General features: G+C 67.9%; 10 protein-coding genes. 8 read left to right on the top strand and 2 right to left on the bottom strand.

The annotated features are described in order from the left end of the window. The first annotated feature begins 238 nt into the window (after positions 1-238). The 7 genes from rpsA (at position 239) to AB7V09_RS03105 (ending at position 11437) form a co-directional block, all read left to right on the top strand. Positions 239-1693 carry a 30S ribosomal protein S1 gene (gene rpsA / locus AB7V09_RS03135; protein ID WP_004564961.1) on the top strand — a complete coding sequence of 485 codons (1455 nt, stop codon included), beginning with the start codon at positions 239-241 and terminating at the stop codon, positions 1691-1693. 201 nt (positions 1694-1894) lie between these two features. Beyond that, complete coding sequence (locus tag AB7V09_RS03130) at positions 1895-3640, top strand: hypothetical protein (protein WP_419142896.1); 1746 nt, start codon at positions 1895-1897, stop codon at positions 3638-3640. A gap of 99 nt (positions 3641-3739) precedes the next feature. Continuing rightward, entirely contained in the window at positions 3740-4390 is a 651-nt protein-coding gene (gene coaE, locus AB7V09_RS03125) for a dephospho-CoA kinase (protein ID WP_419142895.1), read from the top strand. A 117-nt stretch (positions 4391-4507) separates the two neighbouring features. Next, entirely contained in the window at positions 4508-5197 is a 690-nt protein-coding gene (locus tag AB7V09_RS03120; RefSeq protein WP_419142894.1) for a transcriptional initiation protein Tat, read from the top strand. Between the two features lie 354 nt (positions 5198-5551). Further along, positions 5552-7648, top strand: coding sequence for an excinuclease ABC subunit UvrB (uvrB, locus tag AB7V09_RS03115; RefSeq protein WP_419142893.1), 2097 nt, complete (start codon positions 5552-5554; stop codon positions 7646-7648). Positions 7649-7886: 238 nt separating this feature from the next. Continuing rightward, the gene (locus AB7V09_RS03110) at positions 7887-8891 is read left to right on the top strand and encodes a TerC family protein (RefSeq protein WP_075415378.1); all 1005 of its coding nucleotides are present in this window, start codon (positions 7887-7889) and stop codon (positions 8889-8891) included. Between the two features lie 56 nt (positions 8892-8947). Beyond that, complete coding sequence (locus tag AB7V09_RS03105) at positions 8948-11437, top strand: HAD-IC family P-type ATPase (RefSeq protein ID WP_419142892.1); 2490 nt, start codon at positions 8948-8950, stop codon at positions 11435-11437. Between the two features lie 25 nt (positions 11438-11462). Here AB7V09_RS03105 and AB7V09_RS03100 read toward each other — a convergent pair whose 3' ends face one another. Both AB7V09_RS03100 and AB7V09_RS03095 read right to left on the bottom strand, forming a co-directional pair. Next, a complete protein-coding gene (locus AB7V09_RS03100) occupies positions 11463-12110 on the bottom strand; it encodes a class I SAM-dependent methyltransferase (RefSeq protein WP_419142891.1) in 648 nt (215 codons plus the stop codon). Further along, the gene (locus AB7V09_RS03095) at positions 12080-12364 is read right to left on the bottom strand and encodes a YciI family protein (RefSeq protein ID WP_020991526.1); all 285 of its coding nucleotides are present in this window, start codon (positions 12362-12364) and stop codon (positions 12080-12082) included. The genes AB7V09_RS03100 and AB7V09_RS03095 overlap by 31 nt, the downstream gene beginning before the upstream one ends. A gap of 139 nt (positions 12365-12503) precedes the next feature. Here AB7V09_RS03095 and uvrA point away from each other — a divergent pair, with 139 nt between their 5' ends. Further along, positions 12504-15350, top strand: a complete 2847-nt coding sequence (gene uvrA / locus AB7V09_RS03090) for an excinuclease ABC subunit UvrA (RefSeq protein WP_419142890.1) — start codon at positions 12504-12506, stop codon at positions 15348-15350. Positions 15351-15388 lie beyond the last annotated feature (38 nt).

Raw genomic sequence — 15388 nt, 5'->3', positions numbered from 1 at the left:
TTTGACATCAAGTCGTCAGACGACGTGAGCGATTGCACGCATGTACGGGATAATGCTTGAGCATCGTCTAGTTACGGATTCGTCACGTACTGCTAAGGTTCATTCGTGCGCTCCTGGGCGTCTCCTATGAGACTGATCCAACCAGGTCGATGAATTGGTCCGGGCCGATTCGCGTCACTGGGGAGCACGCGGTCCCTATCAACCCGATCCAACTATCCGCATTCGGAGCATCCACTCAATGACAACCACTACGCCCAGCCCCGCCCCGGTCGCCGTCAACGACATCGGTTCGACCGAGGAGATCCTCGCCGCCGTTGACGAGACCATCAAGTACTTCGATGACGGCGATATCGTCGAGGGCACTGTCGTCAAGGTCGACCGTGATGAGGTCCTCCTCGACATCGGCTACAAGACCGAAGGCGTCATCCTCGCTCGCGAGCTGTCCATCAAGCATGACGTCGACCCCGACGAGATCGTCTCCGTCGGCGACGAGATCGAAGCCCTCGTCCTGCAGAAGGAGGACAAGGAAGGGCGTCTGCTCCTGAGCAAGAAGCGCGCGCAGTACGAGCGCGCCTGGGGCACCATCGAGCGCATCAAGGAGGAGGACGGCGTCGTCACCGGCTCCGTCATCGAGGTCGTCAAGGGCGGTCTCATCCTGGACATCGGCCTGCGCGGCTTCCTGCCCGCCTCCCTGGTGGAGATGCGTCGCGTTCGCGACCTCCAGCCCTACGTGGGCCGCGAGCTCGAGGCGAAGATCATTGAGCTGGACAAGAACCGCAACAACGTGGTCCTCTCCCGTCGCGCCTGGCTCGAGCAGACCCAGTCCGAGGTCCGCACCAACTTCCTGCAGACCCTGCAGAAGGGGCAGGTCCGCTCCGGTGTCGTGTCCTCCATCGTCAACTTCGGTGCCTTCGTGGACCTGGGTGGCGTCGATGGTCTGGTCCACGTCTCCGAGCTGTCCTGGAAGCACATCGACCACCCCTCCGAGGTCGTCGAGGTCGGCAACGAGGTCACGGTCGAGGTCCTGGACGTCGACTTCGACCGCGAGCGCGTCTCCCTGTCGCTCAAGGCGACTCAGGAGGACCCGTGGCAGGCCTTCGCCCGGACCCACGCCATCGGCCAGGTCGTTCCCGGCAAGGTCACCAAGCTCGTCCCCTTCGGCGCCTTCGTGCGTGTCGAGGACGGCATCGAGGGCCTGGTCCACATCTCCGAGCTGGCGCAGCGTCACGTCGAGGTCCCCGAGCAGGTGGCCAAGGTCGGCGACGAGGTCTTCGTCAAGGTCATCGACATCGACCTGGAGCGCCGTCGCATCTCCCTGTCGCTGAAGCAGGCCAACGAGGGTGTCGACCCCGCCTCCGAGGACTTCGACCCCAGCCTCTACGGGATGGCGGCCGAGTACGACGAGCAGGGCAACTACAAGTACCCCGAGGGCTTCGACCCGGAGACCAACGAGTGGCTCGAGGGCTACGACGCCCAGCGCGAGGCGTGGGAGGCCGAGTACGCGGCTGCTCACGCCCGCTGGGAGGCCCACAAGGCCCAGGTCGCCAAGGCCCTGGAGGAGGAGCAGGAGTCCGGTGCTCCGGCAGCCCCCGCCGGCGGCACCTCGTACTCCTCGGCGCCGTCGGAGGCCTCCGGCACGCTGGCCTCCGATGAGGCCCTGGCCGCTCTGCGCGAGAAGCTCACCGGTAACTGAGCATCCGCACCTTTTCAGTGGTCAGGACTGATCTCTGACATCATCTGAGGGTCTCTGCCTGCTCCGCAGGCAGAGACCCTCAGACGTTCGGTGCCTTCTCCCCATCGCTCAGGTGACGTGCCTGTGCGAGGCTGTGGTCGGGCCCCGTGCTCCCTGCTTCCTAGAAGCCGGAACCAGAACGTGACGACCGTTGGAGACGATATGAGCTATTGGGGCGACATTGCCCGTGCTCTGGAGGATGTCGACCCCATCTGCCCCAGCCGCGTCGCTGCAGCGGCCCTGTGGAAGGCGGTTGCCGCCGACGACGTCGAGGGGGCGGATGCGGGGAGCGCGCCCGACCAGGTGGTGGAGGCGGTCTGCGCCGTCGACCGGGCGTGGCTGGTTCAGCTGGGCCAGGACCCGGACACGAGCAGAACGAGCCTTGAGCAGGCGACCGCTTTCTGCCAGGGGATTCGGGCGGCTCACAGCCGTTCGACGCTCCCGCTGCGTTACGCCCAGGTGGAGCTCTCCGCCGTCCTCGGCCTCAGGGACGAGGCCCTCGAGCAGCTCCGTGAGGCCAGACTCTTCTCCTTCGGCAAGACCGATACCGGAGCCGTGCTGGCCACCGCCCGTATGCACGATGACTACTCCGGCGTCATCAGTACAACCACGGCCACACCCAAACGCGCCGAGGCCGATCCCGTGGAGAGCGCACGGGGGCTGGGCGCGGTGCTGGTTCCCTACCTGGCCCACCAACGCATCGTCGAGGCCGAGGACGCCTTCGCCTCCTTGAGCCTGCTCCACCTTCCAGATGCCGTGTCACTCCAGAGCCTGGCGGACAGGCTCGAGTACCTGGGACTGTCCTCCCAGTGGCAACGGGCCATCGCACTCATCCGTCACAGCCCTATGAAGGCCGTCTCTGAGGCCTCGGCCTGGCAACTGATGAACACCGCCGTCGGACTGGCCCTCGTCATGAGGGCGGCCAACCGGGCGGACTACGGAAAGCACGCCCTGGGCGCCTCGCTGAACTGGACAACGCCGTGGGGGAACCTGGAGCTCACGGCCTGGGACACCGTCGGCCGCGCCTATGACGTCATGACCGGCTTCGTGCGCGGCGTCGCTCACCGCTTCGACGTCCGCAACGGCAACAACGGCGTGTCGTACCGGGTCGAGATGCGGATGGCCGCTGAGGCCGCAGGTCTGGCCAGCCGGTCCTACGGGACGGTGACGAGCGCCGTACCGGCAGATCGTGCCCGATTGCGTAACCAGGGAGCGCTGCTCAAGGAGGTCCGCGAGCTGCTCACGCTGTCTCGCGGTTATGGCATGGAGTCAGTGCGACAGCGCGCCATGTCGACCGCGGAGACGGTCAGCGCCTCACTGTCGGAGGTGGTGGATGACTCCACCTTGGAGCTGGTCGTCGATCTTCGCCTGGCCTTCGGCCGGCTGCTGGCGGCACTTGGCGCCAATGAGCGCGCGGAGAAGGAGCATCTCGACACCGCGGAGCTGAGCCTGAGCCAGGGGTGGACGGAAACGGCCTGCGCCGCCCTGGCTCTGGCCTCGCACGCCGCTCAGGCCCGCGGGGACCGCGCCTCCAGCGGCCGGGCATGGCACCAGTGCCGTGACGCGATGGAGTCCTGGCCGATGAACCGGCCAGGAGAGCGCTGCGGGATACTCGTCGACGCCGTCGGCGACCCTCTGGTCGCTGTGCAGGTCCTCTCAGCCCTGGCGGAGGTACTGGTCGACGGGGTGGAGGAGGACCACTCTCGCGCACCGATCATCCGCGAGATCATCTCGCGGGCCTCGGAGCAGGCCTCCCGGTGCGTGAGTCCCCCGCAGGGCGCGGTGGAGTCGCTGGCCCGGGTCGAGGAGCGCATCGCGCCCTACGGGCGGGGCCGGGGAGGAAGAAGACGACCCGGTTCGACCACCACGATCACGACTGACGGCCAGGCGGCCGCAGGGGGCAAGTGAGCTGGCACTGACAAGGCGAGGCTGCGCCCGGTGGACACCGCTGTCGGCTGTCTCACCACGCGCTGGCCCGGCCCGGGCAGGTCACGGCATGATGGGACCATGCGCCACACACCTGTACCCCGTTCCACTCGTCGTCCGAAGGACCGAGCCCTGCGCGTGGGGCTCACCGGTGGCATCGGCTCAGGCAAGTCGACGGTGGCCTGCCTGCTCGAGGAGCGCGGCGCGGTCGTGACCAGCGCTGATGAGGTCGCTCGCGACGTCGTCAGCCCGGGCAGTGACGGTCTTGCGGCAGTGGTGGCCGAGTTCGGGGAAGGGATTTTAGCCCCGGACGGCTCCCTGGACCGCAGTGCGCTGGGGCGCCTGGTCTTCTCCGACGACCTACGCCGTGCCCGCCTGGAGGAGCTCCTCCTGCCCCTCATCGCAGCAGAGGCGTGGGCTCGGATGGATACGGTTCCGGCCGGGCAGGTGGCGGTCTACGACGTTCCTCTCCTCGTCGAAGGACAGATGCAGGACCTGTTCGATCTCGTCATCGTCGTCGAGGCCCAGCTTGAGATGCGTCTGGAGCGGCTCGCTGCGCGGGGGATGACCCGTGACGAGGCGTTCGCTCGTATCGCTGTGCAGGCCACCGACGAGGAACGCCGAGCCGTCGCCGACGTCGTCGTGTCCAACTCCGGGGCGCTGGAGGACCTGAGCGCCGAGGTCGACAGGCTCTGGAGCACCCGGATCCTGGAGCCGGGAGCCATCGTCTGACGGCGGGGGAGACCTTCCCATCGGCGGACACCGCGCCCACTCCTACAGTGGGACGAAGAGCCATGGTGCCCCGGACTCCGTCAGGCCGGACGCATCAGTCCTACGAAAGGAACCGTCATGCCGCCTTCACGGATGGAGACCCCCGCTCGTCGGCACCTCCTGCTGCTCGGCGGCCTTGCTGCGGGTGGGATGCTCGCGGGCTGCGGGATGTGGCCGGAGGAGCAGAAGGACAAGAAACCGGTCCTGTATCTCTACCCCACCACGACGATGGACCTGTTGGTCTCCCTGGACTATGAGGGGACACTGACCTACACCTATCCGACGCCGCAGACGCAGGTTGACGGCAGTATCACGTGGCACGTGACGGCAGCACCCGACGGGGATCTGACCGACGCCGTGGGGCGGCACTACCCGTCATTGTTCTGGGAAGGGGAGGGGGCGGCCACCCTCGTTCAGAACGAGGGCTTCGTCGTCGAGGCGGATGCGGCCACCGGCTTCCTGGAGGACAAGCTCTCCATGCTGGGACTCAGTGACCGCGAGGCGGCCGAGTTCATCACCTTCTGGGGGCCTCGGATCGCCGAGCGGGGCAGGGCCCTGGTCACCTTCGCCTCTGAGGAGTTCGCGCGCCAGGCCGTCTACCGCTTGACGGACCCCTCCTCGGGTGCCGGGATTGTCCCAGATACCTTCATCAGGGTCTACATCGTCGTCGGGGATGTCCCGCAGACAGCGGTTCCGGAGCAGAAGCTGGAGCCTGGGCCGACCCGGAGCGGGTTCACCGTCGTCGAGTGGGGCGGAACCGAGAGGTAGATCCGGAAGGCAGACTCAGCCCGAGCAGCTGTTGCGTCGAGAGGTGGTGCGGGCGGGGCCGAGGGCTCCGACGATGGTGGCGGAGACGGCGACGATGAAGGCCATGAGGGATCCTTGGACTCAGGGGATGAAGACAGGGCGCAGGGGCGGGCCTCATGAGCATCCACATGAACGTGGAACGGGACGACCCGGCGTCCTGCGAGAACCACCGTAATAGGTGAACTCGATTGAAAGGTCCCTTCCTGGATACAAAGACGTATCTGTGTGGTGACGGCCGGATCGCAGGATGGTGAAGGAGGTGACTGCGCGGTCTGAGGTGTCCATGGTGTCGGTCGGACCGCGTAGCCTGAGGGTATGCGTCCCGTTACCGAGCTCCAGCGCGCAGCCAAACCCTTTGAGGTCGTCAGCCCCTACTCACCCAGCGGGGACCAGCCCACGGCGATCGCCGAGCTGACTGAGCGTCTGCGGGCGGGGGAGAAGGACATCGTCCTGCTTGGCGCCACGGGAACCGGCAAGTCCGCGACGACCGCCTGGCTCGTCGAGCAGGTCCAGCGCCCCACCCTCATCCTGGAGCCGAACAAGACCCTGGCCGCCCAGATGGCCGCCGAGTTCCGTGAGCTGCTGCCGAACAACGCGGTGGAGTACTTCGTCTCCTACTACGACTACTACCAGCCCGAGGCCTACGTCCCGCAGACGGACACCTTCATCGAGAAGGACTCCTCCATCAATGACGAGGTCGAGCGCCTGCGCCACAGCGCCACCAACTCCCTGCTCACCCGCCGGGACGTCGTCGTGGTCTCCTCGGTCTCCTGCATCTACGGCCTGGGCACCCCCCAGGAGTACGTGGACCGGATGACGCCCCTGGAAGTGGGCCAGCAGATCGACCGGGACGATCTTCTGCGGCGCTTCGTGACGATGCAGTACACCCGCAACGACATCGACTTCACCCGGGGCACCTTCCGCGTGCGTGGCGACACGGTGGAGATCATCCCGATGTACGAGGAGCTCGCCATCCGCATCGAGTTCTTCGGGGACGAGATCGAGGCCCTGGCCACGCTGCACCCCGTGACCGGGGACGTCATCGACACTGTCGAGCAGGTCTTCGTCTTCCCCGCCTCCCACTACGTGGCCGGCCCCGAACGCATGCAGAAGGCCATCGAGGGCATTGAGGCCGAGCTCGCCGAGCGTCTGGCCCAGCTCGAGCACGACGGCCGTCTCCTGGAGGCCCAGCGCCTGCGCATGCGCACCACCTACGACCTGGAGATGCTTCAGCAGATCGGCATGTGCTCGGGGATCGAGAACTACTCGCTGCACATCGACGGGCGCGAGACCGGCACCCCGCCCAACACCCTCCTGGACTACTTCCCCGAGGACTTCCTCCTCGTCATCGATGAGTCCCACGTGACCGTTCCCCAGATCGGCGCCATGCACGAGGGGGACGCCTCCCGCAAGCGCACCCTGGTCGAGCACGGATTCCGTCTGCCCTCCGCACTGGACAACCGCCCCCTGACCTTCGCCGAGTTCGAGGACCGCGTCGGCCAGACCGTCTACCTGTCGGCCACCCCGGGTGACTACGAGACCCAGCGCTCCGACGGTGTTGTCGAGCAGATCATCCGGCCCACGGGACTGGTGGACCCCAAGGTCGTCGTCAAGCCCACGCAGGGACAGATCGACGACTTGCTCGAGGAGGTGCGCGCCCGTGTGGAGCGCCAGGAGCGGATCCTGGTGACCACCCTGACCAAGCGCATGGCCGAGGACCTGACCACCTACCTCGCCGAGAGGGGCGTGCGCGTGGAGTACCTCCACTCCGACGTCGACACGCTGCGGCGCGTCGAGCTCCTGCGCGAGCTGCGGCTGGGGCGCTTCGACGTCCTGGTGGGCATCAACCTGCTGCGTGAGGGCCTGGACCTGCCGGAGGTCTCGCTCGTGTCCATCCTGGACGCGGACAAGGAGGGCTTCCTGCGCTCGACCCGCTCCCTGGTGCAGACCATCGGACGTGCCGCCCGCAACGTCTCCGGCGAGGTCCACATGTACGCCGACACCATCACCCCGGCCATGGCTGAGGCCATCGAGGAGACTGAGCGCCGCCGCACCAAGCAGCTGGCCTACAACGCCGAGCACGGCATCGACCCGCAACCGCTGCGCAAGAAGATCGCCGACGTCACCGACATGCTCGCCCGCGAGGACGTCGACACCGCCGACCTTCTGGCCGGAGGCTACCGGGGCCACGAGGACTCCTCGGTGCGGGCCCGGCGCAAGCACGCCGCCGAGGCCACGGTGCGTGAGAAGCTCGCCGGCGCGGCACAGGGTGACCTCGCCGAGCTCATCAACGAGCTCACCCAGCAGATGCACGCCGCCGCCGAGGATCTCCACTTCGAGCTCGCCGCCCGGCTGCGCGACGAGATCCAGGATCTCAAGAAGGAGCTGCGCGCCATGCGGGCCGCCGACTGATCTCACAGCCATGAGTGACTCGGCGTGGCTACGTCGAGAGGAAGCGTCCCGTTAGACTCTCAGGCGTTATACACGGAGGGGAGTACTCCCAACCAACGGCGACGTCGTCATCACGGCGGTGCGGGCACCCATCAGTCCTGCGTTCCCGGCGTCGCGGCCAGAGCGGTACATGCCTTGAGCGCCTGTGCACGTGGCGGGAGGAGACCTCCGGTACCAGTTCCGTACCGGAGGAGAACACGTGGACGTCCACATCCTGGGGTGGATCGGCCTGGCGGCCATCATCCTGACCCTCATCGTGATCGACATCGTCGGTCACGTGCGCACCCCCCACGAGCCCACCATGAAGGAGGCCGCCGTCTGGTCGGTGGCCTATATCGGCATGGCCCTGGTCTTCGGCGGCATCGTCTGGTTCGTGTGGGGCGGGGGCTTCGCCCAGGAGTACCTGGCCGGCTACATCACCGAGAAGGCGCTGAGCATCGACAACCTCTTCGTCTTCGTCATCATGATGTCCTCCTTCAAGGTGCCCCGGAAGTACCAGCAGGAGGTGCTGCTCGCCGGCATCGTCATCGCCCTTATTCTCCGGCTCATCTTCATCCTCGCCGGCGCCGCGCTCATCGAGAACTTCTCCTGGGTGTTCTACTTCTTCGGGGCCTGGCTCCTGTGGACCGCCTTCTCCCAGGCCCGGGAGGGCGTCCAGGAGCCCGACGACGATGATGAGGAGTACAGGCCCAGCGGCTTCGTCAAGCTCATCGCCCGCGTCATCCCCATGACCGACGGCTTCGTGGGCGGCAAGGTCATTCACCGCCACGCCGGGCGCACCATGATCACCCCCATGATGCTGTGCATCATCGCCATCGGTACCGCCGACGTCATGTTCGCCGTCGACTCCATCCCCGCGATCTACTCCCTGACCAGCGAGCCCTTCCTGGTCTTCTCCGCCAACGCCTTCTCCCTGCTGGGCCTGCGCCAGCTCTACTTCCTCATCGACGGGCTGCTCGACCGACTCGTCTACCTCCACTACGGCCTGGCGGTCATCCTCGGCTTCATCGGCTTCAAGCTCATCGTTCACGCCCTGCACACCAATGAGGTCCCCTTCATCAACGGGGGCCAGGAGTGGCACGCCATCCCCGAGGCGTCGATCGGAGTGTCCCTGAGCGTCATCATCAGCACCGTCCTGGTCACGGTCATCGCCTCGGTCCTCAAGTCGCGGGCAGATGCCCGGCGCTTGGAGGCCGCATCCTGAGGTCTCGGCCCCCAGGAGGAGGGGCACTCTTTGACCGATTCACTACTGTGTGACTCGTGAGCACCACGCATCCCCCTGAGTCCTCGGTCAGCGGGCTCAGCGCCGCCCAGGTCGCCGAGCGCGTCAGCGCCGGACAGACCAACGAGTACCGCGAGCGGACCTCCCGCAGCGCCGCGCAGATTCTGCGAGCCAATGTCTTCACGATCTTCAACGGCATCCTCGGCGCCGCACTGGTCCTTGTCCTGGCGCTGGGGCACTGGGCGGATGCACTGTTCGGTTTCGTCCTTGTGCTCAACACCGCCACCGGAACCCTGGCGGAGATCCGCGCCAAGCGTGCCCTGGACCGTCTGTCCGTGCTGGAGACCCCCCGCGCCATCGTCGTCAGGGACGGGGCCGAGACCGAGGTGGCCGTCGGCCAGGTCGTCCTCGACGACGTCGTACGGCTCGCAGCCGGCCAACAGGTGCCGGCCGACGGGGAGGTTCTGACCAGCGACGGCCTGGAGATCGATGAGTCGATCCTCACCGGCGAGTCCCGGCCGGTGCGCCCCGTGAGCGGAGCGAAGGTCATGTCCGGGACCACGGTGACGGCCGGGACCGGGCTGTTCCGCACCACCGCGGTCGGCGGGAACGCCTACGCCCACCGGCTGGCCCGGGAGGCCCGCAAGTACTCACTCGTCGTCAGCGAGCTGCAGGCGGGGACCAACCGGGTGCTGCACTGGATCAGCTGGGTCATCGTGCCCGTGGCCCTGGTCCTGGTGTGGTCCCAGCTGCGGTTGAGCGGAAGCGTCGCCGAGGCCTGGAGCAGCGGCGCCTGGCGCCACGCGGTCGTCGCCGGCATCGCGGGCGTGGTCAGCATGGTGCCCCAGGGTCTGGTGCTCCTGACCTCGGTCAACTTCGCCACCGCCTCCCTGGCCCTGGCCAGGCGCAACGTCCTGGTTCAGGAGCTACCCGCCGTCGAGGTCCTGGCCCGGGTCGACACCCTGTGCCTGGACAAGACCGGCACCATCACCACCGGACGCATCCGCCTCGGTGAGATCCAGGGGCCCGACGGCGGTGAGGCTCCACCCGAGGTGCTCTCGGCGCTCGCACTTCTCAGTACGGTGGGGGAGGCCAACGCCACCGCCGACGCCATCAGGGACGGGCTCGCTGATTCCGAGTGGCTCGGTGCACCAGGACTTCAAGAGGCGCTGTCGTCGGCCGGCGCCGGCAGCAGGGCCGGTGTGGAGTCAGTGCCCTTCTCCTCGCGCCGCAAGTGGTCCGCGGTTCGCGACAGCTTCGGCACCACCTGGGTGCTCGGCGCCCCCGAGATCGTCCTGGCCGGATACAACGCGTCAGTGCTGGATCGTGCCCGTCAGATCGCCGCACAGGGGATGCGCGTCGTGGCCCTGGCCCGCTCGCGCTCGCCCTGGAGCTTGGCTCCGGGGGAGGAGGACCCGCGGCTTCCCGATGACCTTGAGGCCGCAGGGATCGTGATCCTCACCGAGGAGATCCGCCCCGACGCCGCGGAGACCCTGGCCTACTTCCGCCAGCAGGGGGTCGACGCCAAGGTCATCTCCGGGGACAGCCCCGAGACCGTGTCCGCGGTCGCCCGTCAGGCCGGAGTCACCGCGCCCGACGGCGGCGAGCTCGTCGTCCTGGACGCACGTACCCTGCCTGCCGGAGCGGGCAGCGGGCAGGAGACGGAGGAGGACCTGGAGCGCCTGGCCGACGCGGTTGAGCGCGCCAGTGTCCTGGGACGCGTCACGCCCGAGCAGAAACGGGCACTGGTACGGGCGCTGAAGTCCCAAGGGCACGTCGTCGCGATGACCGGGGACGGCGTCAACGACGCCCTGGCGCTCAAGGACGCCGACCTCGGCATCGCCATGGGCAACGGAGCGCCGGCCACCAAGGCGGTGGCGCGCCTGGTGCTGCTCAAGGGAGAGTTCTCGGCCCTTCCCGGGGTCGTGGCCCAGGGGCGCCGCGTCATGGCCAACACCGAGCGCATCGCCTCGCTGTTCCTGGCCAAGACCATCTACGCCTCGCTCATCGCCGTCGTCGTGTCGGCCATGGCGGTCGCCTACCCGTTCCTGCCCCGCCAGTTCACGGTCGTCTCCTCACTGACGATCGGGATCCCCGCCTTCGTCCTGGCCCTGGCCCCCAGCAACCAGCGCTACCGGGAGGGCTTCCTCGGGCGGGTGCTCAGCCTGTGCGTTCCGGCCGGGCTCATGGCGGGCACCGTCACGCTGTCCACCTACCTCTGGTTGACACTCACCCACGCCCCGCGCGCCCAGGTGACCACGGCGACGACCCTGGTCCTCATCACCTGCGGGCTGTGGCTGCTCACGCTCACCGCCAGACCATTGACGAGCTGGCGGCTGGGACTGGTCGCTCTCATGGGGACGATCGCGGTCCTCGGCGTCGTCGCCCCGCCAGTGCGCGCCTTCTTCCTGCTGGCCTGGCCCACCCCCGGGGTGTGGTGGGTCATCGCACTCATGGCGGGCCTGGCCGTTGGCGGCATCGAGCTGGTCCACCTGGTGCGGCGCCGGATCGTGCGCGGCCGCGGCTAAGAGACCTGCTGCCTCGTCGGCATTCCTATCTTGTGGTGAGGAGGCGAAGCCATCCGTGCCGGGGGTGGAGGCTGATATCGGCCGTGAGGAAGCCGGCCTCGTGGGCCAGGCCGGCAAGGCTGCGGCCATCAGGCACATTCATACCCAGGCGCTCCGCCCAGTGCCCCGCTGCTTCCCGGTCGGCGACCTCGTTGGTGATCACGAGCCGACCGCCGGGACTCAGGACACGGCGTATCTCAACGAGGCCTGCCTGCAGGTCGGGCCAGAAGTAGGTGGTCTCGAAGGCCGTCACCACGTCGAAGAATCCATCGCGGAAGGGCAGGTGGTCCACCGAGCCCTCCAGGACCCGAAGACGGCCCGAGGCAATGGCGGAGCGGTTGAGACGGCGGGTCGTCTCAACCGCCTCGGGGGAGTGGTCGACACCGGCCACCTCACGACGAGTCCGCTCAAGAATCCGGGCGATGGCCCGGCCTCCGCCGCAGCCGACGTCGAGCACCTTGTCACGGGGGTGGATTCCCGCCGCCTCCAGCCCCCACCGGTGCAGGCGGGAGTGCCCCATGTTCATGCCGCGCAGCAGCAGACGCCCGGTCAGGGAGGAGGGACGGGCGAACTGCGAGCCGGTCGGTGAGGCCTCCTGCCGGCTCAGGCCAGGACTCCGATGACGGGGTTCCACTCACGTGGGATGCGCTCGGCGATGTAGCCGGCCTGCTGGAAGGGATCGTCCTCGAGGAGGGCCAGTGCGCCGGCCTCGTCCTCGGCCCGCACGACGATGAGGGCGTCGTGGGTGCCCACATAGGGGCCGGCGGCCAGCAGCCGGCCCTCATCGGCCAGGCGGCCGTTGAAAGCGCGGTGCGAGGGGCGGACAGCGGCCATCTCCTCGTCCTTGTCAGTGACGTAGCGGTACTCGACGGCGTAGATCTTGCTCATGGCCTCAGCATAGGGGCGCCGACCCCGACCATGGTGGGAACTCGGGAGCACGGTCATTCTTCCGGTGTCCCGACCATGAGACGTGTCGAACACATGTGCGACGCACGGGATGTGCGCTCACCCCTTAGACTCGAATCCCGTGAACGACTCTCTCATCATCCGTGGGGCCCGCGAGCACAATCTCAAGGGCGTCGACCTGGACCTGCCGCGCGACACGATGATCGTCTTCACCGGACTGTCGGGCTCGGGCAAGTCCTCCCTGGCCTTCGACACGATCTTCGCCGAGGGACAGCGCCGCTACGTGGAGTCCCTGTCCTCCTACGCCCGCCAGTTCCTCGGGCAGATGGACAAGCCCGACGTCGAGCTCATCGAGGGACTGAGCCCGGCGGTGTCCATCGACCAGAAGTCCACCTCGCGCAACCCCCGGTCCACGGTGGGCACCGTGACGGAGATCTACGACTACCTGCGTCTGCTCTACGCGCGCGCCGGCGTCCAGCACTGCCCGGTCTGTGACGCCGTCATCTCCTCCCAGACCCCGCAGCAGATCGTCGACCAGGTCCGCGCCCTGCCCGATGGCACTCGCTTCCAGGTTCTCGCCCCCGTGGTGCGGGGCCGCAAGGGCGAGTACTCCGAGCTCTTCGGCGAGCTGCGCGGACGCGGCTTCAACCGGGTGCGCGTCGACGGCGCCGCCGAGCGCCTCGACAACCCCCCGACCCTCAACAAGCGCCTCAAGCACGATATCGAGGTCATCGTCGACCGGCTCGTCGTCCGCGAGGGCATCCGCCAGCGCCTCACCGACTCCGTCGAGACGGCGCTGGGGCTGGCGGAGGGGCTGGTCATCATCGAGCAGGTCGACCTGCCCGAGGACGACCCCGACCGGGAGCGGCGCTACTCCGAGAAGCGCGCCTGCCCCAACGAGCACCCCCTGGCCTTGGACGAGATGGAGCCGCGCACCTTCTCCTTCAACGCCCCCTACGGCGCCTGCCCCGCCTGCACCGGAATCGGCACCCGGCTCGAGGTGGACCCCGAGCTCGTCGTCCCCGACGAGGAGCTCACCCTGGCCGAGGGAGCCGTCGCCCCCTGGTCGAGCCACCAGAAGTACTTCACCCGCCAGCTTGAGGCCCTGGGCAAGGAGCTCTCCTTCGACGTCGACACCCCCTGGCGCGCCCTGCCCGCGCGGGCCCGAGAGGCGATCCTGCGCGGTAAGGACTACGAGGTCAAGGTCACCTACCGCAACCGTTGGGGGCGCGAGCGCATCTACTCCACCGGCTTCGAGGGGGTTCTCGACTACGTCATGCGCAAGCACGACGAGACCGAGTCCGACTGGTCCCGGGAGCGCTACCAGGCCTACATGCGTGAGATCCCCTGCCCCGTCTGCGACGGGGCCCGGCTCAAGCCCGAGGTGCTGGCCGTGCGCGTGGGCGAGCTGTCCATCGCTCAGCTGTGCGAGCTTCCGATCAACGAGGCCCGCGACTTCCTGGCCGACCTCAACCTCACCGGCCAGGCCGCCCAGATCGCCGGCAGCGTCCTGACCGAGATCAACGCGCGCCTCGGCTTCCTCGTGGACGTGGGTCTGGACTACCTCAGCCTGGCCCGTGGTGCGGCCACGCTCTCCGGGGGCGAGGCTCAGCGCATCCGCCTGGCCACCCAGATCGGCTCAGGCCTGGTGGGCGTCCTCTACGTCCTGGACGAGCCCAGTATCGGTCTGCACCAGCGCGACAACACCCGACTCATCGAGACCCTCCAGCGACTGCGGGACCTGGGCAACACGCTCATCGTCGTCGAGCATGACGAGGACACCATCCGCTCGGCCGACTGGATCGTTGACATCGGGCCCGGAGCCGGCGAGCTGGGCGGTGAGGTCGTCTACTCCGGCGACGTCGCGGGCCTGGCCGGAGCCGAGGGTTCGATCACCGGCGACTACCTGGCACGGCGGCGTCAGATCGAGATCCCATCCACTCGGCGCAAGCGGGACAAGAACCGTGAGGTCACCGTCGTCGGGGCCCGGGAGAACAACCTCAAAGACATCACCGTCTCCTTCCCGCTCGGTGTGCTCACCGCCGTCACGGGGGTATCCGGCTCGGGGAAGTCCTCCCTGGTCAACTCCATCCTCTACCAGGTGCTCGCCAACCGGCTCAACCGCGCCCGCGGTGTGCCCGGCAGGCACAAGACGGTGCGGGGCGTGGAGCACCTGGACAAGGTGGTCCACGTCGACCAGTCACCGATCGGACGCACTCCCCGGTCCAATCCCGCCACCTACACCGGGGTATGGGACCACATCCGCAAGATCTTCGCGGCCGTGCCCGAGTCGAAGGTCCGGGGATATGGGCCCGGGCGCTTCTCCTTCAACGTCAAGGGCGGGCGCTGCGAGTCCTGCAAGGGCGACGGCACGCTCAAGATCGAGATGAACTTCCTGCCCGACGTCTACGTCCCCTGCGAGGTCTGCCACGGCGCCCGCTACAACCGGGAGACCCTGGAGATCCGTTACAAGGACAAGACGGTCGCCGACGTCCTAGACATGACCATCCACCAGGCGGCCGACTTCTTCTCCGCCTCCTCCGTCATCTCCCGCCACCTCAACACCCTGGTCGAGGTGGGACTGGGGTACGTGCGCCTGGGGCAGTCGGCCACCACGCTCTCCGGCGGTGAGGCCCAGCGCGTCAAGCTCGCCACCGAGCTGCAGCGCCGCTCCACCGGCCGGACCATCTACGTCCTGGATGAACCGACCACCGGGTTGCACTTCGAGGACATCCGCAAGCTGCTCGGGGTGCTTCAGGGACTGGTCGACAAGGGCAACTCCGTGGTCGTCATCGAGCACAACCTCGACGTCATCGCCAACGCCGACTGGGTCATCGACATGGGACCCGAGGGCGGCAAGGGTGGGGGAACCGTCGTCGTGGCCGGTACGCCGGAGAAGGTCGCGGCCACCGAGTCGTCCTACACCGGTCAGTTCCTGGCCCCAGTGCTGGAGGCCGCCCGCGGCTGACGCCCTCGCCCGCTCCGGCGAGGCTCGACGTCGGGCCG

The organism is Actinomyces sp. SKVG-SVH-4(1), from assembly GCF_048514265.1.
GTDB lineage: Bacteria > Actinomycetota > Actinomycetes > Actinomycetales > Actinomycetaceae > Actinomyces > Actinomyces oris.
This window is presented reverse-complemented; position numbering and strand designations above follow the sequence as displayed.